The organism is Allobosea sp. 10N428 (assembly GCF_056394545.1).
This window is the reverse complement of record NZ_JBFTIC010000002.1, coordinates 625,503-647,227: the sequence shown is the minus strand read 5'-3', so window position 1 is coordinate 647,227 and position 21,725 is coordinate 625,503. Positions and strand designations below refer to the sequence as shown.

General features: G+C 66.2%; 17 protein-coding genes and 1 pseudogene. 10 read left to right on the top strand and 8 right to left on the bottom strand.

Annotated features, from left to right (window positions below; genetic code table 11):
- Nucleotides 1–92: 92 nt before the first annotated feature.
- The gene (locus tag AC1DDA_RS09460; protein WP_441512719.1) at nucleotides 93–248 is read right to left on the bottom strand and encodes a DUF1127 domain-containing protein; all 156 of its coding nucleotides are present in this window, start codon (nucleotides 246–248) and stop codon (nucleotides 93–95) included.
- Between the two features lie 561 nt (nucleotides 249–809).
- Between AC1DDA_RS09460 and AC1DDA_RS09455 the strand changes: the two genes are divergently transcribed.
- Nucleotides 810–1,163, top strand: a complete 354-nt coding sequence (locus tag AC1DDA_RS09455; protein ID WP_476795552.1) for a hypothetical protein — start codon at nucleotides 810–812, stop codon at nucleotides 1,161–1,163.
- A 78-nt stretch (nucleotides 1,164–1,241) separates the two neighbouring features.
- On the opposite strand, the gene AC1DDA_RS09450 is transcribed toward AC1DDA_RS09455, so the two are convergent.
- Nucleotides 1,242–3,620, bottom strand: coding sequence for a heavy metal translocating P-type ATPase (locus tag AC1DDA_RS09450; RefSeq protein WP_476795551.1), 2,379 nt, complete (start codon nucleotides 3,618–3,620; stop codon nucleotides 1,242–1,244).
- Between the two features lie 244 nt (nucleotides 3,621–3,864).
- Here AC1DDA_RS09450 and AC1DDA_RS09445 point away from each other — a divergent pair, with 244 nt between their 5' ends.
- Nucleotides 3,865–5,058, top strand: a complete 1,194-nt coding sequence (locus tag AC1DDA_RS09445) for a CaiB/BaiF CoA transferase family protein (protein WP_476795550.1) — start codon at nucleotides 3,865–3,867, stop codon at nucleotides 5,056–5,058.
- The gene (locus AC1DDA_RS09440; RefSeq protein ID WP_476795549.1) at nucleotides 5,058–5,852 is read left to right on the top strand and encodes an enoyl-CoA hydratase/isomerase family protein; all 795 of its coding nucleotides are present in this window, start codon (nucleotides 5,058–5,060) and stop codon (nucleotides 5,850–5,852) included. The genes AC1DDA_RS09445 and AC1DDA_RS09440 overlap by 1 nt, the downstream gene beginning before the upstream one ends.
- A gap of 131 nt (nucleotides 5,853–5,983) precedes the next feature.
- Here the strand turns inward: AC1DDA_RS09440 and AC1DDA_RS09435 are convergent, their stop codons facing one another.
- The gene (locus tag AC1DDA_RS09435; protein WP_476778643.1) at nucleotides 5,984–7,309 is read right to left on the bottom strand and encodes an MFS transporter; all 1,326 of its coding nucleotides are present in this window, start codon (nucleotides 7,307–7,309) and stop codon (nucleotides 5,984–5,986) included.
- 136 nt (nucleotides 7,310–7,445) lie between these two features.
- Between AC1DDA_RS09435 and cyoA the strand changes: the two genes are divergently transcribed.
- Genes cyoA through AC1DDA_RS09410 form a run of 5 tightly spaced genes read left to right on the top strand, consistent with a single transcriptional unit; the run spans nucleotide 7,446 to nucleotide 12,380 of the window.
- Entirely contained in the window at nucleotides 7,446–8,576 is a 1,131-nt protein-coding gene (cyoA, locus tag AC1DDA_RS09430) for a ubiquinol oxidase subunit II (protein ID WP_441512713.1), read from the top strand.
- Nucleotides 8,577–8,605: 29 nt separating this feature from the next.
- On the top strand, nucleotides 8,606–10,606 hold the full coding sequence (gene cyoB, locus AC1DDA_RS09425; protein ID WP_441512712.1) for a cytochrome o ubiquinol oxidase subunit I: 2,001 nt from the start codon (nucleotides 8,606–8,608) through the stop codon (nucleotides 10,604–10,606).
- 9 nt (nucleotides 10,607–10,615) lie between these two features.
- A complete protein-coding gene (cyoC, locus tag AC1DDA_RS09420) occupies nucleotides 10,616–11,251 on the top strand; it encodes a cytochrome o ubiquinol oxidase subunit III (protein WP_476795548.1) in 636 nt (211 codons plus the stop codon).
- Nucleotides 11,248–11,622 carry a cytochrome o ubiquinol oxidase subunit IV gene (gene cyoD, locus AC1DDA_RS09415; RefSeq protein WP_476795547.1) on the top strand — a complete coding sequence of 125 codons (375 nt, stop codon included), beginning with the start codon at nucleotides 11,248–11,250 and terminating at the stop codon, nucleotides 11,620–11,622. Before cyoC ends, cyoD begins: the two co-directional genes overlap by 4 nt.
- 8 nt (nucleotides 11,623–11,630) lie before the next feature.
- The gene (locus tag AC1DDA_RS09410; protein WP_476795546.1) at nucleotides 11,631–12,380 is read left to right on the top strand and encodes an SURF1 family protein; all 750 of its coding nucleotides are present in this window, start codon (nucleotides 11,631–11,633) and stop codon (nucleotides 12,378–12,380) included.
- An 11-nt stretch (nucleotides 12,381–12,391) separates the two neighbouring features.
- Here AC1DDA_RS09410 and AC1DDA_RS09405 read toward each other — a convergent pair whose 3' ends face one another.
- The gene (locus tag AC1DDA_RS09405) at nucleotides 12,392–13,771 is read right to left on the bottom strand and encodes a M20/M25/M40 family metallo-hydrolase (protein ID WP_476795545.1); all 1,380 of its coding nucleotides are present in this window, start codon (nucleotides 13,769–13,771) and stop codon (nucleotides 12,392–12,394) included.
- 325 nt (nucleotides 13,772–14,096) lie between these two features.
- Here AC1DDA_RS09405 and AC1DDA_RS09400 point away from each other — a divergent pair, with 325 nt between their 5' ends.
- Together AC1DDA_RS09400 and AC1DDA_RS09395 are read left to right on the top strand one after the other, a co-directional pair.
- Nucleotides 14,097–15,281, top strand: a complete 1,185-nt coding sequence (locus AC1DDA_RS09400; protein WP_476795544.1) for a MalY/PatB family protein — start codon at nucleotides 14,097–14,099, stop codon at nucleotides 15,279–15,281.
- Between the two features lie 190 nt (nucleotides 15,282–15,471).
- Entirely contained in the window at nucleotides 15,472–16,758 is a 1,287-nt protein-coding gene (locus tag AC1DDA_RS09395) for an NAD(P)/FAD-dependent oxidoreductase (RefSeq protein ID WP_476795543.1), read from the top strand.
- A gap of 405 nt (nucleotides 16,759–17,163) precedes the next feature.
- Here the strand turns inward: AC1DDA_RS09395 and AC1DDA_RS09390 are convergent.
- The 4 genes and pseudogenes from AC1DDA_RS09390 to AC1DDA_RS09375 all read right to left on the bottom strand — a co-directional run.
- Nucleotides 17,164–18,252 (bottom strand): annotated as a pseudogene (locus tag AC1DDA_RS09390) (NAD(P)-binding domain-containing protein); the annotation flags it as partial.
- Nucleotides 18,252–19,886, bottom strand: coding sequence for an ABC transporter ATP-binding protein (locus tag AC1DDA_RS09385; protein WP_476795542.1), 1,635 nt, complete (start codon nucleotides 19,884–19,886; stop codon nucleotides 18,252–18,254). The pseudogene AC1DDA_RS09390 and the gene AC1DDA_RS09385, both read right to left, overlap by 1 nt.
- Entirely contained in the window at nucleotides 19,883–20,713 is an 831-nt protein-coding gene (locus AC1DDA_RS09380; protein WP_476778634.1) for an ABC transporter permease, read from the bottom strand. Before AC1DDA_RS09380 ends, AC1DDA_RS09385 begins: the two co-directional genes overlap by 4 nt.
- A 3-nt stretch (nucleotides 20,714–20,716) precedes the next feature.
- Complete coding sequence (locus tag AC1DDA_RS09375; protein ID WP_441512703.1) at nucleotides 20,717–21,694, bottom strand: ABC transporter permease; 978 nt, start codon at nucleotides 21,692–21,694, stop codon at nucleotides 20,717–20,719.
- Nucleotides 21,695–21,725: the final 31 nt, after the last annotated feature.

Here is a 21,725-nt window from a genome sequence, read left to right as displayed (position 1 = left end):
CGACCAAGTTCGGGGGGAGGGGAAACCCGAACCCGGGAGAAACTACACTGAACGCGCGGCGCCCTATGCGCGGCGGTTCGAAGTCAGGATCTTCAGGCCGACGCGTGCGAGCGGGCGATGAAGGTGATCTCCGAGCGCGACAGGCCGAGGTCATCGAGCTCGCGGTCGGTGAGGCGGGAGAGCTCACGAACGGTCTCGCGATAGCGGAAGTAGGCTCGAATTTTGGCAGCGATCATCGTGACGAACATGGTGGTTTTCCTTGCGTATTCCGGAGCGGGGCGGTGCCCACAGCGATAATTTCGTTGTGCAGTGCATATAAGTCAGGCGGCCTGCCTCTAACAGTGGCTGTCGCTCAGCTCTGTTATGCTTTTTGTGCATGGCCAATTAAGTTTCCGGTCATTTTTGTGAGATCGACCTGCGCTGAGGTAAGGGATGTGTCCGAAATGTGGTGGATTCTCTGCCTATGAATTGATCGGAGGCGTCATTTTGGGACAGGCTCTGCGAGAGTTGCCTATTTGGTAGTCATATTGCACTTGCTCAGTCGAGCGCCGTTCGCCTGCGGCAATTTTGCATTGCGAAATAGGGCGCGGTTGGGCTCGAGCAAGCGGCCGAGATGGATCGACAGCGGTTCGTCGAATCCGTGAGGATGGGGCGCTGTCTGCCGGGCAGAAATTGCCCGATCCGCCCGGCGCGGCAAGCGCCTCCTATTGCGGTCTATCATCTAACATATTGAAATAGATGATAAATATGCGATTCTTGGCAGCGGCCTGGAGATTGCAGGTCCGTAGTCCAGCAGAAAGGAGCGCGCGATGTCCGTCTCGTTCTCGACCTCGAACTGGCCGATCAATCTACCGACCACCTATGCGACCAAGCCGACGGCGGAAGGCGAATCGCAACAGGATTCCGCCGCGTCCAAGGCCGCTTCCTCGTCGTCGCCCTCGTCCTCGACCGAGGCCGAGTTTCTGAAGATCGCCCGGATGACGCCCGAAGAGCGGGTCCAGAAGGCGATCCTCGACAAGCTGGGCATGACCGAGGAGCAGTTCAACAAGCTCGACTCGAAGGCCAAGGCCGACGTGATGGCCAAGGTCCGTGACGAGATGCTCAGGCAGATGGAGGCGAAGAACGATCGCCGGACCGGAGCCTTCGCCGATATCAGCGTCTGAGTGCGCCGAGCCGGGCAGATGCGCTGAAGCCGGGCTTGCGCCCGGCCTCGTTCGTCAAGGTCCGATCCGCGTCGGCCTTCAGCTCGCCTTGCCGGCGTCGAAGCGCAGCAGCCGCAGCGCGTTTGCTGTGACGATGACGGTCGCGCCGGTGTCGGCGAGGATCGCGACCCAGAGCCCGGTGTAGCCGAGCACGCTGGTGACCAGGAACACGGCCTTCAGCCCGAGCGCGATCGTGATGTTGGCGCGGATATTGGCCATCGCCGCCCGCGCCAGCCGGATCAGCGCCGCGACGTCGCGGACGCGGCTCTTCAGCACCGCGCCATCGGCCGTCTCTAGCGCGACATCCGTCCCGGAGCCCATGGCGACACCGATGCTGGCCGCTGCAAGCGCGGGCGCGTCGTTGATGCCGTCACCGACCATCATCACCGGGGCTTCGGCAGCGAAGGCCTTGATCGCTGCGACCTTGTCGTCCGGCATCAATTCGGCCTTGTGCTCCATGCCGAGACTGCCTGCGATCGCGGCGCCCGTGCGGGCATTGTCGCCGGTCAGCATGGCCGAGCGGATGCCCATCGCCTTGAGTTCGGCGATTGCGGCGGCGGCGTCCTCGCGCGGCTCGTCACGCAGCGCGATGAGGCCGGCGAGCGCGCCGTCGACGACAACCGCGGCGACGGTCTTGCCGGCTGCCTCCAGTTCTTCGGCGGCGAGGCGTGCCCTTTTGTCGAAGGCAGCGCGCGTCTCCGCGTGCCGCGGCGCGCCGACGAAGATCGCGCGGCCGCCGACGCTGCCGGTAACGCCCTGGCCGGCGAGCGCCGCTGCCTCGGCTGCCGGCGCATAGGCGATGCCGTCGGCGCGGGTGCGTTCGAGCACGGCTTCGGCGAGCGGGTGGGCAGAGCCGTGCTCGACGGCGGCGGCCAGCGCCAGGACCTCCGATTCGCTGGCGGCGAGGGCGACGATGTCGGTGACGCGCGGCTTGCCCTGTGTCAGCGTTCCGGTTTTGTCGAAGGCGACGAGGCCGGTCTTGGCGGCGGTCTCGATGACGACGCCGCCCTTCATCAGCAGGCCTTGGCGGGCGCCGGCCGAAAGAGCGGCGGCGATCGCGGCCGGCACCGAGATGACCAGCGCGCAGGGGCAGCCGATCAGCAGCAGCGCCAGAGCGCGGTAGATCCAGATCGACCATTCGGCGCCGAGCAGAAGCGGTGGCACCAGCGCGACCAGCAGGGCGAGCCCGACGATCGCCGGCATGTACCAGCGCGAGAAACGGTCGATGAAGCGCTCGGTCGGGGCGCGGGCCTCCTGCGCTTCCTCGACCAGGCGGATGATGCGGGCGATGGTGTTGTCCTCGGCCGCCTTGTCGACGCGCACGCGCAGCGCCGCCTCGCGATTGACCGAGCCGGCGAAGACGGGTTCGCCGACACCCTTGGTCTTCGGCACGGATTCGCCGGTGACCGGGCTCTCGTCGATGCCGGAGATGCCGTCAGTGATCTCGCCATCGGCCGGGATGCGGTCGCCCGGACGGACGAGAACGGTTTGGCCGATGCGGAGGCTCGCTGCGTCGACCTGCCGGGTTGCGCCATTCTCCTCGACGATCGCGGTCTTGGGAACGAGATCGCCGAGCGCGCGGATCGAGGCGCGGGCGCGGTCGGCTGCGACGCCCTCGAGAACCTCGCCCACGGCGAAGAGGAAGACGACCAGCGCCGCTTCCTCGGCCGCGCCGATGAAGAGCGCGCCGACGGCGGCGATCGTCATCAGCATCTCGATGGTGAAGGGAATGCCGGCGCGGGCGGCCGCGAAGGCGCGCTTGGCGACCGGGAATACGCCGATGACGCAGGCCAGGATGAAGGCCCAGTGGCCGATATCGGCGGCAAGCAGGCGGATGGCGTATGCGGCGCCGAGAAGCAGGCCGGTGCCGAGGACGAGGCGTCCCTTGCCGGTCTGATACCAGCGTGCGCCGTCGGGCGTCACTTCATGGACATGGCCGGGAAGGCCGTGGCCATGGTCGCTCGCCGGCGCTGCCTTGGCGGGTTTCGGGTCATGGTCGTGTCCATCGTGGCCGTGAGCATGGTCGTGGCTGTGCGCGTGGTCCGAGCGGCAGGCTTCGCCATGCTCATGGCCGGCATGGCCATGCTCGTGCCTGCCGTGATTCTGCCCGCCATGATCATGGTCATGATGGTCGTGGCCGCAGCAACTGCCCTTCGCGGCAGGCTTCTCAGCCGGGGCCCTCACCAGCGCCGCGGCGGTGTAGCCGAGCCCGTTGACGCGCTTCTCGATCGCCTCAGGCGTGGTCTGGCCCGCATCCAACGAGAGCGTCAGCGTCTCAGACATCACCGAAAGCTTGACGTCGCTGACGCCGGGGAGGCGCTCGACCGCGCCGCGAATCTTCGTCGCGCAGCTCGCGCAATCCATGCCGCCGACCTTCCAGGAGAGGGTCTTGGTTTCGGCTGGGGATGGGGCGGCCATATCTTCAGTCTCCGTCTGGCTTCGCTACGGGACTTCTTCTCTACAAGCTGTAGCCACTTCAGCTTCAAGGGAAAAATTCGGGTTCAGCGTGCCCGGCGCCATAAGACTGCAAGCAGAAGCCGGAGCGCGGAAAATCAGGCGTTTCCCGTTATGTGCCCAGCGCCTGCATGCAGTATGCGCAAGGCGATTGACGGGCCCGCGAAGACAACCGGATAGTTCGCTCCAGGGAGGAGCGAACGAAAAAATGGCACAGCCAAGACCGTCCACGGCCCTCGCCGGGCTCAAGGTGCTCGATTTGACCCGCGTGCGGGCCGGGCCGACCTGCGTGCGTGTCTTCGCCGATTTCGGCGCCGACGTGATCAAGGTGGAAAGCCCGCCGGGGCTCGATCCCAACGAGAACATGAGCGGCCCGCGCCTGGGCTATGACATGCAGAATCTGCATCGCAACAAGCGCTCGCTCGCGCTCAATCTAAAGACGCCGGAGGGCAAGGCGATTCTGATGAAGCTCGTCGACGATGCCGATCTGCTCGTCGAGAACTTCAGGCCCGATGTGAAGGAACGGCTCGGGCTCGATTTCGAGACGTTGCACGCCCGCAATCGGCGGCTGATTCTGGTCTCGATCTCCGGCTTCGGCCAGTCCGGCCCATACCGGACCCGCGCGGGCTTCGATCAGATCGCACAGGGCATGGGCGGGATGATGTCGGTGACCGGCCTGCCGGGGCAGGGGCCGGTCCGGGCCGGCATCGCGCTCGCCGATTCCTCGGCTGGGCTCTATGGCGCGGTCGGCGCGCTGGTGGCGCTGCAGGAGCGCGCCACCTCGGGCAAGGGGCAGTGGGTGCAGACCTCGCTGCTCGAAGCCCAGATCGCGATGATGGACTTCCAGGCGGCGCGCTATCTCGTCGAGGGCTCCGTTCCGCCGCAGGCCGGCAACGACCACCCGTATCAGACGCCGATGGGCGTCTACCGGACGCGTGATGGCGCGATCAATCTCGGCGTCGGCGGCGAGGAACAGTGGCGCTCGTTCTGCCGCGCGATCGGGCGGCCGGAATGGGGCACGGATGCCCGTTACGACAGCACGGAGAAGCGCTTCGAGCGTCGTCCGGAACTGCGGGAGGTGATCGAGGAGCGGCTTGCCGAGGCTGACAGCGCCGCGTGGCTGGAGATCATGGAGCGTCACAGCGTGCCGGCCGGCCCGATCTACGCGGTCGACCAGATGTTCGAGGACCCGCAGGTGCGCCATCTTGGCATCGCCAGGCCGGTGAGCCACCCCGCGCTCGGCGATATCCGCCTTGTCGGCCAGCCGGTGACGCTCTCGCGCACGCCGGCCGATGTCGCGACGCCGACACCGACGGCCGGGCAGCATAATGACGAGATCCTCGCTGGGCTCGGCTATGACGAGGCAGGGCTCGCAAGACTGCGGGCCGAAGGCGTGATCTGATGGAGGCCGGCGTGAACGACGAAATTCTGTATGCAGTCGAGAATGGGGTGGGCACGATCACGCTCAACCGGCCACAGGCGCGCAACGCGCTGACCTTCGCCATGTATGAGCGCATCGCCGAGATCTGCCGTGATCCGGCTGATCATGGCGATCCGCGCGTGATCATCATGACGGGGGCCGGCGACAAGGCCTTCGCGGCCGGCACCGATATCGCCCAGTTCCGTGTCTTCAAGAGCGCCGAAGACGCGCTGGCCTATGAGGAGCGGATCGAGAAAGTGATCGGGTCGATCGAGCGCTGCCCGGTGCCGACACTGGCCGCGATCTCGGGGGCCGTGACGGGCGGCGGCGCCGGCATCGCGCTCGCCTGCGATCTCAGGATCGCGGGGTTGACGGCACGCTTCGGCTTCCCGATTGCGCGCACGCTCGGCAACTGCTTGTCGATGGAAAATTATGCGCGGCTTTACGCCATCCTCGGCCCGGCAAGGGTCAAGGACATCGTCTTCACCGCGCGGCTGGTCGAGGCGGAGGAAGGGCATCGCATCGGTCTCTACAGCGAGTTACTGCCGGACCATGCTGCGTTGATGGCTCGCGCGAGCGCGCTTGCGCAGACCATTGCCGGCCATGCGCCGCTGACCATGCGCGCGACCAAGGAAGCGATGCGCCGCTTGACCGCCGCGACCGCCGAAGGGCTCGACGGCAGCGACCTCGTGACGCTCTGCTACACCAGCGCCGATTTCCGCGAGGGCATGGAAGCCTTCCTCAGCAAGCGCCCGCCGAACTGGACGGGGCGCTGATCGCGGCCTTAAGCGTCATGCCCCGGCTTGATCCGAGCATCTCGGGACAAGCGCGGTCGGGAACCCCATCTTCGCGCGATTCTCGGGTCCCCCTTCGGTCGCCCGAGAATGACGGTGGTGAGCGGCCCCGCTTAGCCGTAGCTGCGCTCCAGCCTGCGGTCGATCGCCAGCGCCGCCAGCGTGCAGAGCGCGCCGGAGAGCAGATAGACGCCGACCCAGGCGAGGCCGAAGGTGCTCGATACGGTGAGCGCCACCAGTGGCGCGAAGCCGGCGCCGATGAGCCAGGCGAAGTCGGAGGTCAGTGCCGCGCCGGTATAGCGGTACTGCGTGCCGAAGCTCGAGGCGACCGCGCCTGCGGTCTGGCCGTAGGAGAGACCGAGCAGCCCGAAGCCGATGATGACGTAGATCGTCTGACCCGCTTGGCTGTCGCCGAAGAGCAGCGGCGCGACGATGCTCGACAGGCTGAACAGGGCGATCATGGCGCCGGACAAGAGCAGAGTGTTGCGGCGGCCGATCTGGTCGGCGATCAGGCCGGAGGTGACGATCGCACCTGCTCCGACGACGCCGCCAGCGCCCTGGACCAGCAGGAATTCCGAGACCGAGCGGTCGGTGAAGAGGTTGATCCAGCTCACCGGGAAGATGGTGACGAGGTGGAAGAGCGCGAAGCTTGCCAGCGGCACGAAGGCGCCGAGGACGAGCGTGCGGCCATGAACCCGGATGAGCTCGGACACCGGCACCGGCATCAGCTCGCGCGTTTCCATCAGCTCGGCGAATTCATGGGTCGCGACCATGCGCAGCCGGGCGAAGAGCGCCACGACGTTGATCGTCAGGGCGACGAAGAAGGGGTAGCGCCAGCCCCAGCCGAGAAAATCCGCCTTCGACAGCGCACCCTCGAAATAGGCGAACAGCCCTGCAGCGAGGATGAAGCCGAAGGGGGCACCGAGCTGCGGCAGCATGGCATACCAGCCGCGCCGATTGGGCGGTGCGTTGAGGGCGAGCAGCGAGGACAGGCCATCCCAGGCGCCGCCGAGCGCGATGCCCTGCAGCAGCCGGAAGCCGGCGAGGATGACGACGGACCAGATGCCGATCGTCTCGTAGCCCGGCAGGAAGGCTATGGCGGCCGTCGCGCCGCCGAGAAGAAACAGCGCCGCAGTGAGTTTGGTCGCCCGGCCGTAGCGCCGGTCGATCGCGAAGAACAACACCGAGCCGAAGGGGCGCGTCACGAATGCCAGCGCGAATATGCCGAAGGCGTAGAGCGTGCCGGTGAGCCGGTCGACGAAGGGGAAGACCAGTTCGGGGAAGACCAGCACGCAGCCGAGGCCGAAGACGAAGAAGTCGAAATATTCCGACGTCCGGCCGATGATGACGCCGAGCGCGATATCGGCGGGCGTCACATGGTCCCGCCCGTGCTCGTCCGTCAGATGCCCCGATGAATGGCTCGCCGCGTCAGCGCTCATGACCGCGAATTCCTCGCTGGGGGGCTCACCGGAACAACCGGACTTGCCCGCACCTCATACAAATGGATACGGTGGATAGAAGCCACCCGTCAAACCGCCGCAATGGGACAGATTGTCCGATGTGCGGTGCGAAAGAATGGGAATAGAGAACGTCGGTTCCCGGAAGAGGGAGGTCTCGAGTCTCTTGCGCATCTTTCGTTTTTTAGCGGCTTTGCCGGTTTTTGCGCTGCTTGGCGGATGCCAGTGGGTCCTGCTGTCGCCGTCGGGCGATGTTGCGATGCAGCAGAGAAACCTCATGCTCGCCTCCACGGCGCTGATGTTGCTCATCATCATTCCGGTGATGGCGCTGACGATTTTCTTCGCCTGGCGCTACCGGGCCTCGGCCAATGCCAGCTATCATCCGGATTGGAACCATTCGCTGCCGCTCGAGGTGGTGATCTGGTCGGTGCCGCTGCTGATCATCATCGTGATCGGCGCGATGACCTGGATGGGCACGCATCTGCTCGACCCCTATCGGCCGCTCGACCGCATCAGCGCTTCCAAGCCGACCGTCGAGGCGAGAGCGGGTGGCAACGGGCCGACAAAGCAGCCGCTGGTGATCCAGGTCGTGGCGCTCGACTGGAAATGGCTGTTCCTCTACCCGGCGCAGGGCATCGCCTCGCTGAACGAGGTGGTGGCGCCGGTCGATCGGCCGATCGAGTTCCGCATCACCTCCTCCTCGGTGATGAACTCGCTCTTCATTCCCGCGCTCGCCGGCCAGATCTACGCAATGCCGGGCATGCAGACGAAGCTCAACGCCGTGATCAACCACCCCGGCGACTTCGAGGGCTTCTCGGCCAATTACAGCGGCGCCGGCTTCTCAGACATGCGCTTCCGCTTCCACGGCGTCGACGAGAAGAGTTTCGGCGAGTGGGTGCAGGGAGCGATCCGCAACGGCAACCCGCTCGGGCGCGAGGAGTATCTCGTGCTGGAGAAGCCGAGCGAGCGCGAGCCGGCGCGCCTGTTCCGCGACGTGCCCTCCGATCTCTTCGGTGCCATCCTGAATATGTGCGTCGACCGCGCGAAGATGTGCATGCGCGACATGATGGCGATGGACGCCAAGGGCGGCGGCGGCAAGGAAGGCATCCATATCGTTGCGCAGCTGGAATACGACAAGAGCGTACGCCGGGGTGGGCAGCCGATGCCGCCGCGCCCCTTTGTGACGGCGATCTGCACGCCGACCGATGTCTACGGCACCGCGGGCGTCACCGCCCGCGTCGCCAACTGAAGCGCTTTCGCTAGCGAGCCGAGTGAACAATGACCTCCTATCCCGACTGGTGGAAGCTGCTGTTCGGACGCTTCACCCTCGAGGCGATCCCCTATCACGAGCCGATCCTGATCGGGACGTTCGCCGCGGTCGCGCTCGGCGGCCTCGCGCTCATCGCGCTGATCACCCGCTTCAAGCTCTGGGGCTATCTCTGGCACGAGTGGTTCACCAGCGTGGACCACAAGAAGATCGGGATCATGTACATGATCCTGGGCGTGATCATGCTGCTGCGCGGCTTCGCCGACGCGCTGATGATGCGCGGCCAGCAGGCGATCGCCTTCGCCGGCAACGAGGGCTATTTGCCGCCGCACCATTACGACCAGATCTTCACGGCCCACGGCGTGATCATGATCTTCTTCGTGGCGATGCCCTTCGTCACGGGTCTGATGAACTATGTCATGCCGCTGCAGATCGGCGCGCGCGACGTCGCCTTCCCCTTCCTGAATAATTTCAGCTTCTGGATGACGGTGGGCGGCGCCGTGCTGGTGATGATGTCGCTCTTCGTCGGTGAATTCGCCAAGGTCGGCTGGCTCGCCTATCCGCCGCTCTCGGGGGCTGCCTACTCGCCCGGGGTCGGCATGGATTACTACCTGTGGGCGCTGCAGATTGCGGGCGTCGGCACGACCTTGTCGGGCGTCAACCTGATCGCGACCATCGTGAAGATGCGCGCTCCCGGCATGGACTTGATGAAGATGCCGGTCTTCAGCTGGACGGCGCTGTGCACCAACGTGCTGATCGTCGCGACCTTCCCGATCCTGGCGGCGACGCTCGCGCTGCTGACGCTCGACCGCTATGTCGGCACCAACTTCTTCACGAACGATCTCGGCGGCAACCCGATGATGTACGTGAACCTGATCTGGATCTGGGGCCACCCGGAGGTCTACATCCTGATCCTGCCGATTTTCGGCGTCTATTCGGAGGTGGCCTCGACCTTCTGCGGCAAGCGCCTCTTCGGCTATGCCTCGATGGTCTATGCGACGGTGGTCATCACCATCCTGTCCTATCTTGTCTGGCTGCACCATTTCTTCACGATGGGCTCCGGCGCAAGCGTGAACTCGTTCTTCGGGATCACGACGATGATCATCTCGATCCCGACGGGGGCGAAGATCTTCAACTGGTTGTTCACGATGTATCGCGGCCGCATCCGCTTCGAGCTGCCGATGATGTGGCTCCTGGCGTTCATGCTGACCTTCGTCATCGGCGGCATGACCGGCGTCATGCTGGCAGTGCCGCCGGCCGACTTCGTGCTGCACAACAGCCTGTTCTTGATCGCCCATTTCCACAATGTCATCATCGGCGGCGTGGTCTTCGGCGTCTTCGCCGGCATCGCCTACTGGTTCCCCAAGGCTTTCGGCTTCAAGCTCGACCGGTTCTGGGGCCTGCTCTCCTTCTGGTTCTGGGTGATCGGCTTCTACGTCGCCTTCATGCCGCTATATGTGCTCGGCCTGATGGGCGTGACGCGGCGCCTCAGCCGGTTTGAGGATCCCTCGCTGCAAATCTGGTTCGTGGTCGCGGCTGTGGGAGCGGTGCTGATCGCCCTGGGGATCCTCTGCTTCCTGATCCAGATCGGTGTCAGCATTATGCGCCGCGAGGAGTTGCGCGATACGACCGGCGACCCCTGGGACGGGCGCACGCTGGAATGGTCGACCTCGTCGCCGCCGCCGGCCTACAACTTCGCCTTCACGCCTATCGTGCATGACCTCGACGCCTGGGCCGACATGAAGAAGCGCGGCTACAAGCGTCCGCTCGGCGGCTTCCGGCCGATCCACATGCCGCGGAACACCAGTGCTGGTCTGATCATCGCCGGGCTCGCGACGATCTGCGGCTTCGCTTTGATCTGGTACATCTGGTGGCTGGCGGCGCTCAGCTTCGTCGGCGTCCTGGCGACGGCGATCGGGCATACCTTCAACTATAACCGCGACTTCCACATTCCGGCCGAAGCCGTTCTGCGCGAAGAGGATTCGCGCACCGAACTGCTCGGCCGGGCCTGAGGGGCGATGATGGCTAAGGCGATAGCGGAAGCGCAGGCTGCGAACGGCGTTCCGGCGTTCTACGTGACGGAGGACGAGCAAGAGCACTCCGGCGGCTCGACCATGCTCGGCTTCTGGCTCTACATCATGAGCGACTGCCTGGTTTTTGCGGTCCTCTTCGCGACCTTCGGCGTGCTCGGGCGCAACTATGCGGCCGGGCCATCAGGCGCCGATCTGTTCGACCTCAGGCTGGTGGCGGTCAACACCACCATGCTGCTGCTGTCCTCGATCACCTATGGCTTTGCCATGCTGGCGATGGAAAAGGGCCGGCAGGCGGCGATGCAGGGCTGGCTGGTCGTGACCGGGCTCTTCGGGCTCGCCTTCCTCGCGATCGAGCTCTACGAGTTCGCGCATATGATCCATGAGGGCGCGACGCCGATGCGCAGCGCCTTCCTGTCCTCCTTCTTCGCGCTGGTCGGCACGCATGGGCTGCACGTCACCTTCGGCCTGATCTGGCTGACAGTGCTGATGGTTCAGGTCAGGCGGCGCGGGCTGATCGAGGCCAACCGGCGCCGGCTGATGTGCCTGAGCATGTTCTGGCACTTCCTCGACGTCGTCTGGATCGGCGTCTTCACCTTCGTCTATCTGATGGGCGTGCTGAAATGAGCGCTAGCCGGAACCACGCCGAACATCACGACGAGCACGGCGGCGACGGCCAGCCGCATGGCAGTCTGCGCGGCTATGTCACCGGCTTCCTGCTTTCCGTCGTCCTGACCGCGATCCCGTTCTGGCTGGTCATGAACGACGTGCTCAGCAATTCGATGCTGACCGCAATCGTGATCATGGGCCTTGCCGCCGTCCAGATCGTCGTCCACATGGTCTACTTCCTGCACATGAACAGCCGCTCCGAGAGCGGCTGGACGATGATGGCGCTGATCTTCACGATCGTCATCGTGGCGATTGCGCTCTCCGGCTCGTTGTGGGTGATGTACCACCTCAACGCCAACATGATGCCGACCGAGCTGCACAAGATGTGAGGCGGCTCGTGCCCGCGGGCGCGACGGCCAAGCGGCGCGCAGGCGCCGGGCGCCTCATCTTTGCTACGGCGCTGACCCTCGTCACGCTGGTTTCCGCCGGCCTCTGCATCTGGCAGGTGCAGCGGCGGAGCTGGAAGCTCGACCTGATCGCCCGGGTCGAGGCGCGGGTTCACGCCGCGCCCGTGACTGCACCGGGCCCGCTGGAATGGCCGGCAATCGCGGCTGACAATGCCGAGTATCGCCGCGTCGCCCTGCAGGGCCGTTATCTTGAGACGCCTGAAACACTGACGATGGCGGTGACCGAACGCGGCCCGGGCTTCTGGGTGATCGCGCCCTTCCACGCCGATTCGGGTTTCACGGTCCTCGTCAACCGCGGTTTCGTGCCGGAGGATCGGCGCGGGGTTGAAGAACGGCGCAAGGTGGCCGGCGAACAGGCGAGGGTGGTCGGGCTGTTGCGGCTCACGGAGCCGGGCGGCGGCTTCCTGCGCGCCAACGATCCCGCCACGGGCCGCTGGTATTCTCGCGACGTCGCCGCGATCGCCTCGGCGCGAGGGCTTGGCGAGGTCGCGCCCTATTTCGTCGATGCCGACGCGGCGAGCGAACCAGGGCCGTTGCCGCAGGGCGGCATGACCCAGGTCAGCTTCCGCAACACGCATCTGATCTACGCGCTGACCTGGTTCTGCCTTACCCTGATGAGCGCCGGCGGCCTCATCTTCGTGCTGAGAGGCAAGGCCGGCGAGGAAACGCCGGCCTCATAGTTCCAGCCGGCTCAGCCCTCGTCCTGCAACTGCCCGAGCTCGTGCAGCAGCGCCGCGCCCGTCCTGATGCCGCTCTGGAAACAATCCAGCGTCATATTCTCGTTCGGGGCGTGGTTGGCTTCGTCATGGTTGGCATAGGGCGTGACATAGGCGGGGATGCCGAGGATCTTGGTGAAGACGTAGTTCGGCAGGCTGCCGAAACCGGCCGGGATCAGCAGCGGCTCCTCGCCATGGGCGGCGACGAAGGCGCGGCGTAGCGGCACCGTATAGCGCGAGGCGATCTGCGTCTTCGAGGGCTGCATGCCGGTTTCCTCGACGATGAACTCGACCTCCGGCGCATGCTTGGCGACATGGGCCGCAACCTTGCGCAGGATGTCCTCCGGGTCCTGCGCCTCGACGAGGCGGATATCGCATTTCACCAATGCCTCGTTCGGCAGCACGGTCTTGGTGCCCGGCCCGCCGTAGCCGCCGTGGAAGCCGTTGATCGTCAGCGTCGGCTGGAAGCACAGGCGATCATAGAACGGCCGGTCGAGCGGCGCGTCGAGGCGCTTGAGGTCGAGCCCTTGCTTGAATGCGTCCAGATCGAGCGGCAGGCGCTCGATCGCCTCCAGATCCTCGGAGGTCGGCGGCTGGACGTCGTCGTGCATGCCCTCGATGGTAATCTCGCCATTGGCGTTCTTCATGGTGGCGAGCAGGTGGACCAGCGTCCAGATCGGGTTCGGCACGACACCGCCGAAATTGCCGGAATGGACGTCGCGGCTGGCATGGCGACAGCGCAAATCGAAGGAGACGACGCCGCGCGAGCCGAACTTGATGGTGGGCGCGCCGCTGGCATGGCGCGGGCCGTCGGCGGTGACGGCGAGATCGGCCTTCAGCTTGTTCTGGTTGGCGCGCACGAAGCCGGCGATGCGCGGGCTGCCGATCTCCTCCTCGCCCTCCAGCAGCAGGATGACATTGCAGGGCAGTTCGCCATAGACCTTGAGATGGGATTCGATCGCGAGGATCTGGGCGAAGTGCTGGCCCTTATTGTCGCCGACGCCGCGCGCATAGAGCCGGCCGTCGCGAATCGTGGGCTCGAAGGGCGGAGAAACCCATTTGTCGAGCGGGTCCGGTGGCTGCACATCGTAATGGCCGTAGAGCAGCACAGTCGGCTTGCCCGGTGCCTTCTCCCAGCGGGCGAGGACCATGGGATGCCCTTCGGTCTGCACGAGGCCGGTCTCGAGCCCGATCTCCGTCAGCATCTCGACCAGCAGCGCCCCGACCTCGGCGATGCCGATATTCTCGGCGCTGATGCTGGGGTGGCGCAGATAGGCGATCAGCCGGTCGAGGAAGGCGCTGCGGTTGGCTTCGATATGATCGAAGACCGGAGCAAGGGCGTCAGAGGAAGCCATTTCGTTATAGGCCTTTGCAGAAGAACGTTGCGATTGTGAATCAAGGGCGGCCCCGCAGGTCGGGCCAGCTCCCGAGCACGGCGCGGGCAGCCTAGAAGTTGATCCTGCAGCTCTCAACCGGTGCGCCTCGCCATTCCTGCCACAGCAGCCATGCGGCAAGGACAGGCGGCGTGGTCGACCGCCATACGCCCTCCGCCTGCGACGTCATGCTGATTTTCGAAAGCCGTCGTGGCGGCTACGCCGGTTTACGTTCGCGATCCGACGCGGCAGAACGGGTGGCAGCGGACCGTATTCAACACCTCGCGGCCGCTTCTGGGGATCATCAATGTTTAGAACGCCGGACTTCGACGAGCTGATCGACCGCCGCGGAACCCATTCCGCCAAATGGGACATGATGGAGAAGAATTATGGCGTGTCGGCTTCCGACGGCATCGCCATGTGGGTGGCGGACATGGATTTCCGGCCACCGGCCTGCGTCCAGCAAGCGGTCGAGCGCATGGCGAGCCATGGCGTCTACGGCTATTTCGGCGATGACCGCACGAACAGCGACGCCATCCGCTGGTGGATGAAGACCCGGCATGGCTGGGATGTCGCGCCGGAGGCGATCTTCACCACCCACGGCCTGGTCAATGGCACGGCGCTCTGCGTCGATGCCTTCACCGCGCCGGGCGACGGCGTCGTGCTGATGACGCCGGTCTACCACGCCTTTGCCCGCATCATCCGCTCCGCCGGGCGGCATGTCGTGGAGTGCCGGCTGGCGACAGAGGACGGGCGCTACGTCCTCGATATCGCTGGCTGGGATGCGCAGATGACCGGCCGTGAGCGGATGCTGATCCTGTGCTCGCCGCATAATCCGGGTGGGCGCGTCTGGACCGGCGACGAACTCCGCGAGATCGCCGCCTTCTGCAAGCGCCACGACCTGATTCTCGTTGCCGACGAGATCCACCACGATCTGGTCATGCCGGGATCCCGGCACACCGTCATGCCGCTGGCCGCTCCCGACATCCTCGATCGGCTCGTGATGATGACGGCGACCACCAAGACCTTCAACATCGCCGGCGCCCATATCGGCAATGTCATCATCCCCGACGAGGCTCTGCGCGAACGGTTCCGCGCGCGGATGAACGCGCATGGCATCTCGCCCAACTCCTTCGGCATGGCGATGGCAACGGCCGCCTACAGCCCGGAGGGCGCGGCCTGGGTCGATCGGCTCGTGGCCTATATCGACGGCAATCGGAAGCTGTTCGACGACGGGGTGAATGCCATTCCCGGTCTGCGCTCGATGCCGCTTGAGTCGACCTATCTCGCCTGGGTCGATCTCGCTGGAACCGGCATGGAGCGGGCGGAGTTCACGGCCCGTGTCGAGAAGCAGGCGAAGATCGCGGTGAATCATGGACCGAGCTTCGGAGCCGGTGGCGACAGCTTCCTGCGTTTCAATCTTGCGACGCCGCGCGCCACCGTGGTCGAGGCCGTCGAGCGGCTGCAGCAAGCGTTCCGCGATTTGCAGTAGCGCTGCTGGACGGGCGGCTACGCCCGGCCGGCAGAACGCGCATTGCGCCCGGTGCGGGACAGCGACCGCGTCCCGCATCCATCTCTCCGCTTTCCGTCGAGCCCGCTCCGGCTTATTGATGGGGGCGGGAGACCTCATGAGACGCATCTCCGGATACCGTCGCCGCCGCCTCGCTGACATCGGATAGCCGATGACGGCCGACGCTCCCCACCACGTCGTCATCGTCGGGGCCGGCTTCGGCGGGCTGGAAGCGGCGCGCAACCTTGCCGCCGCGCCGGTCAGGATCACGGTGGTCGACCGGCGCAACCACCACCTCTTTCAACCGCTGCTCTATCAGGTCGCGACAGCGTCTTTGCCGACCTCGGAGATCGCGTGGCCGGCGCGCTCCCTGCTGCGGCGCTATCCGAACGTCACGACGTTGCTGGGCAGCGTCGTCGGCGTCGATGCGGACGCCAAGACTGTGCTGATCGATGGCGAGCCAGCGCTCGCTTTCGATAGCCTGATCCTCGCGACCGGAGCGCGCCACGCCTATTTCGGCCATGACGAATGGGAGCCCTATGCGCCCGGCCTGAAGACGCTGGAAGATGCGACGAAGATCAGGCGTCGGATATTGTCAGCCTTCGAACAGGCAGAGTGGGAGACCGACGAGACCCGGCGGGCCGAGCTGCTGACCTTTGTCATCATTGGCGCCGGGCCGACAGGCGTCGAGCTCGCCGGGACGATCGCCGAGCTGGCGCATGACACGCTGCGCGCCGATTTTCGCAATTTCGATACGCGCAGCGCGCGGGTGGTTTTGGTCGAGGCGGGCCCGCGCATCCTGGCGGGCTTCACCGAGGACCTTTCGGCTTATGCCGAGCGGGCGCTGATCGGCCTCGGCGTCGAGGTCCGGACCGGGCACGCCGTGTCGCGCTGCACCGAGGACGGTATCGCGCTTGGCGATGCCTTCCTGCCGGCGAAGACGATTTTGTGGGCGGCGGGCGTTGCGGCGTCGCCGGCGGCTGAATGGCTGGGAGCGCCGGCCGACCGGGCAGGGCGGGTGATGGTCGAGCCCGATCTCTCCGTACCCGGCCACCCCGAGATCTTCGTGGTCGGGGATACGGCCCATGTCGTCTCGGCCGACGGCAAGCCCGTGCCAGGCGTGGCGCCCGCGGCGAAGCAGGAAGGGCGATACGTCGCCGGGGTGATCAAGGCCCGGCTGAAGGGCGCCGCCGCGCCGCCGCCCTTCGCCTACAGCAATGCCGGCAACCTCGCGACCATCGGCAAGCGCGCGGCCATCGTCGATTTCGGCTGGATCAAGCTGAAGGGGCGCATCGCCTGGTGGACCTGGGGCATAGCGCACATCTTCTTCCTGATCGGCCTGCGCAACCGCCTCGCGGTCGCGCTGAACTGGCTGTGGATCTATGTCAGCGGGCACCGCAGCGCCCGCCTGATCACGCAGGGGCCGACGAAGGGCGGCGAAACCGGCGCTCCTCGCTGACGGCCCGCCTCGTACTCGTCAGGAGCGGAAATCCTCCGGTCTGAAGAAGGGCGTATCCTTCAACTCGGGCTCGTCGAAGGCCTCGAGATCGCGGCGGATTTCGGCAATGTCCTGCCGGAAGAATGCCGCAACGATAGCCTGCGCGACGCGCTCACCGGCGATAGCGACACCGGGGATGTCGCTCGCGATCGCGCCATGGCTGACGAGGGCGCCGTGGTTGACGAGATGGATACGCGAGAGCTCGGCCGGCGCGCTGGCGTCACGCGGCTGCAATTCGAAGCCCGGGCCGAGATAAGGGGCCCGCGCTAGTGCCGGGCGCGCAAGCGCGGCGGGCGGCGCGTAGCGGTCGCTCCAGCGTGCGATATGCGGGGTCAACTCTGCCAGTTCCGGGATGTTGGCCGCATCGACCTGGAAGCCGGTCGCGACGATGAGGAAGTCGTGCCGGCGTTCGAGCCGGCCTTCCGGCGTGTCGAGGTCGAGCACGACCTGTCCACCTTCGCGCCGGACGGCCGCCACGCTGTGGCGGAAGCGAATATCGAGCCCGTCGGATTTCAGGGCACGTAGCACCGTTTCGTGTGGCGGCGGCGCCAGCATGTCATCGAGATAGGCTGCGAGCGCCCAGCGATCGGCATCGGGCAGGGCGCCCCAGCCATGGAAGTAGCCGGGATTGGCCGAGCCGCGGCCCTTGTTGATCTGCGGCAGATGCGGCCGGCGCAGATACATCTCGACGCTCGCCGCGCCTTGCTCCAGCGCCGTCGCGGCATTGTCCCAGGCCGAGGCGCTGCCGCCGATCACGCCGACCGACTTGCCGCGGAGCCCTGCGAAATCGATTGGGTCGTTGCCGTGGGCGGCGACGGTCGGCCTCAGCTCATGCGGCACGACATCCGGCCAGACATCGCCGCCCGCACCGCCACGCCCGGTGGCGAGGACGACATGGCGGGCAAAAACGCTCTTTGAGCCTTCGGCGGTCTCGATGTCGAGCGCGAGCAGGCCGTCCTGCGGCCGCAGCTTCGTCAGCGCGCTGCGATGCTGCACCGGCAAGGCCAGCACCCGCTGGAGCCAGCTGAGATAGTCGACCCAGGCAGCGTTGGGGATCTTGTAGAGCGCGTCCCAAGCCGCTTCGCCGAAGCTCGCCATGTACCAGGCGGCGAAGGTCAGCGAGGGGACGCCGAGGGCTGGCCCGGTCAGCGTCTTGGGCGAGCGCAGCGTGTCCATGCGCGCATAGCGGTTCCACGGGCCTTCGCGGCCCGGCTCGTTGGCATCGAACAGGCGGATGTTGGCGATGCCCTCGGCGAGCAGAGCCGAGGCGGCGGCGATGCCGTTCATGCCGGCGCCGATGATGGCGACGTCGAGGACCGGTTCACCTGCTTCCGTTGTCCGCGGATGGAGCCAGGGCTTTGCAGGGAAGCCGAGCAGGGCGAGGTCGCGCCTCACCTGCGCTTCATGCCGGGCAAGGCCGTCGGCGATCGGGACCGGTGTGGCGATGCGCTTCATCATGGAACCTCTGCCGCTTCGCGGACGGCCCCCGCTGTGCCGAAGCTCTGGCCGGGGATCGAGGCGAGCAGGGCCTGCGTATAGGGGTGCTTGCGCTGGCCGAAGACCTCGGCCACCGTTCCGGCCTCCACGACTTCGCCGTTCTTCATCACCGCGACGAGATCGCAGACCTGTGCTGCCACGCGCAAATCGTGGGTGATGAAGACGATGGACAGCCCGAGCCGTTCGCGCAGACCGGCGAGAAGCTTCAGCACCTGCGCCTGCACGGAGACGTCGAGGGCCGAGACCGGTTCGTCGGCGACGAGGACGTCGGGTTCGAGCGCCAGCGCGCGCGCCAGCCCGATGCGCTGGCGCTGGCCGCCGGAGAACTCGTGCGGATAGCGGTCGACCGCCGCCGGATCGAGCCCGACGAGGCCGAAGAGCTCGCGGGCACGCTCCAGCGCCTGCTTGCGTGGCATGCCGTTGACGACGAGGCCTTGAGCGACGAGGTCGCCCACCTTGCGGCGCGGGTTGAGCGAGGCGAAGGGATCCTGGAACACCATCTGGATATGCCGGCTGCGCGCCCGCATCTCGGCGCGGGAGATTTTGGTCAGATCCTCGCCGTTCAGACGGATCGCGCCGGTGTCGGGATCGATCAGCCGGATGATGCAGCGCGCTAGCGTCGACTTGCCGGAGCCGGATTCGCCGACGATGCCGAGCGTCGCGCCCTTCGGCAGGGTCAGCGATACGTCCTTCACGGCATGGGTGACGCGCTGGCCGCGGCCGAGGAAGCCGCCGGTGCGATAGGTCTTCGAGACGTTCTCTATCGTCAGGATCGCCTCGTCCGAAAGCGGGCGCGGCGGCGGCGGTTCGAGCGCCGGCACGGCCGCGATGAGCTGGCGGGTATAGGGGTGGCTGGGGCGCTTCAGGACGACTTCGGGCTCGCCCTGTTCGACGACGAGACCGTGCTGCATCACTACGACGCGGTCCGCGATCTCGGCGACGACGCCAAAATCATGGGTGATGAAGAGCACGGCGGTGCCCTTGCGCGCCTGCAGCTCGCGGATGAGCTTCAGGATCTGCGCCTGGGTGGTGACGTCGAGCGCCGTCGTCGGTTCGTCCGCGATCAGCACCTTCGGGTCCAGCGCCAGCGCCATCGCGATCATGGCGCGCTGGCGCTGCCCGCCCGAGAGCTCGTGCGGATAGGCCTTGGCCGCGCGCTCCGGCTCTGGGATCTGGACTTCCGTCAACAGGTCTTGGACACGGGCCGCGATCGCGCGTTTGCCGAGGTCGGTATGGATGCTGAGCATCTCGCCGATCTGGTCGCCGATGCTGCGCAGCGGATTCAGCGCCGTCATCGGCTCCTGGAAGATCATGGCGATGCCGGCTCCGCGAATCCGGCGCATCTCGGCCTCGCCCAGCGCGGCGATGTCGCGGCCCTCGAAGAGGACGCGGCCGCGCTCGATCGCGACGCCGGTGGGAAGCAAGCGCATGATCGCATTGGCCGTCATGGACTTGCCGGAACCGGATTCGCCGACGACGCAGACGATCTCGCCCGCCTTCAGCTCCAGCGAGACGTCCTGCATCGCGTAGGGGCGGTCGGCTCCCTCCGGCAGGGCGACGGTCAGCCCGTCGAGAGTGAGGATCGCGCTCATCGTCCCTTGAGCCTCGGGTTGAGGGCGTCGTTCAGCCCCTGGCCGACGAGCGAGACGCCGAGCACGGTCAGCACGATCGCGAAGCCGGGAATGGCCGAGACGTACCACTGCACGCGCAGCACGTCGCGGCCGAGCCCGATCAGGTTGCCCCAGGAGGCGACATTGGGATCGGAGAGCTTGAGGAAGGCGAGCGAGCTTTCGAGCAGGATCGCGACCGCCATGACGACGCTGGCATAGACGATCACCGGCGGCAGCGCGTTGGGCAGGATCTCGCCGAAGATCAGCTTGAGGTCGGAGAGGCCGATGGTGCGTCCGGCCTGCACGAATTCGCGGTTGCGCAGCGAGAGGAACTCAGCGCGGGTGAGGCGGGCCGGCGCCGGCCAGGAGACGATGCCGATTGCCACCATCACCGTCGGCAGCGTCGAGCCGAAGACGACGACGAGGACCAGCAGCAGCAGGAAGTTCGGCAGGGTCTGGAAGGCTTCGGTGATGCGCATCAGCACCGTGTCGACCTTGCCGCCGTAGAAGCCGGCGAGCGCGCCGATGACGATGCCGATCGCAACGGCGATGACCGTGGCGATCACCCCGATCAGCAGCGAGATGCGCGCGCCGTAGAATATCTGGGCAGCGATGTCGCGGCCGGAATTGTCGGTGCCCAACAGGAAGCGCGGGTTGGCCAGCGGCCATTGCAGCGGGCGGCCGGCGAGCGCGAGCGGGTCGCGCGGGAAGAGCCAGCCTGCGCTTGCCGCCATCGCGAGGACGAGCAGCAGAAGGAACAGGCCGATTACGGCTGGCGGGCTGCGGAAATAGCGCTTGAGGGCGTCCATCGCTCAACCCTCCGGTGCGATGCGCGGGTCGAGCCGCGCGTAGAGGAGATCGACGATAAAGTTCACGACGATGACCAGCAGCGCCGAGACGAAGACGATGCCGAGCAGCGTGTTGAGGTCGCGCTGGATCACCGATTCATAGGCGAGGCGGCCGAGGCCCGGCAGCGAGAAGACACTCTCGACGACGACCGAACCCCCGAGCATCGTGCCGGCCTGCAGGCCGATCAGCGTCACCATCGGCAGCAGCGCGTTGCGCAGAACGTGGCGGGTGATGACGCGGGTCTCGTCCAGGCCCTTCGAGCGGGCGGTGCGGACGAAATCGAGGTTCAGCACCTCCAGCATCGCACCGCGCATCAGCCGCAGATAGATGGCGAGGTAGATCAGACCCAGCGTCAATGTCGGCAGGATGAGATGGCGCGCGATGTCGAGCGTGCGGGCGAAGCCCGTCAGCCCAGCGCCGATATCCTCGAAATCGCCGGCCGGCAACCATTGCAGATGAACGGAGAAGACGACGATCGCCATCAGCCCGAACCAGAAGGACGGTGTGGCGTAGAAGATCAGGCCGAGCGTCGAGATCAGCGTGTCCTGCCAGCGATTGACGTCGCGCGCGGCGAGAACGCCGAACACGATCCCCGCGAAGAAGGCGAAGGAGAGCGCGGATGTCATCAGCAGCAGCGTTGCCGGCAGGCGCTCGACGATGACGCTGGCGACCGGCTTGCCGTAGATGGCGGAGTGGCCGAGGTCGAAGCGGACCAGCCGCCAGAGATACTGGCCGAGCCGCTCGGCGGTGGAGAGATCGAGCCCGTAGAAGCGGCGCAGCTCTTCGGCGAGTTTCGCGTCACCGCCGCCCATCTGCGCCATCATGGCATCGACGGTGTCGCCGGGTGCGAACTGCAACAGCAGGAAGATGCCGATCAGGATCAGCAACAGCGTGGGGATCGAGGCGACGAGCCGCCGCCCCGCAAGGGTGAGGATACGCATGGTCTACGCGCCGTGTTGCTGCGGGCCGGAC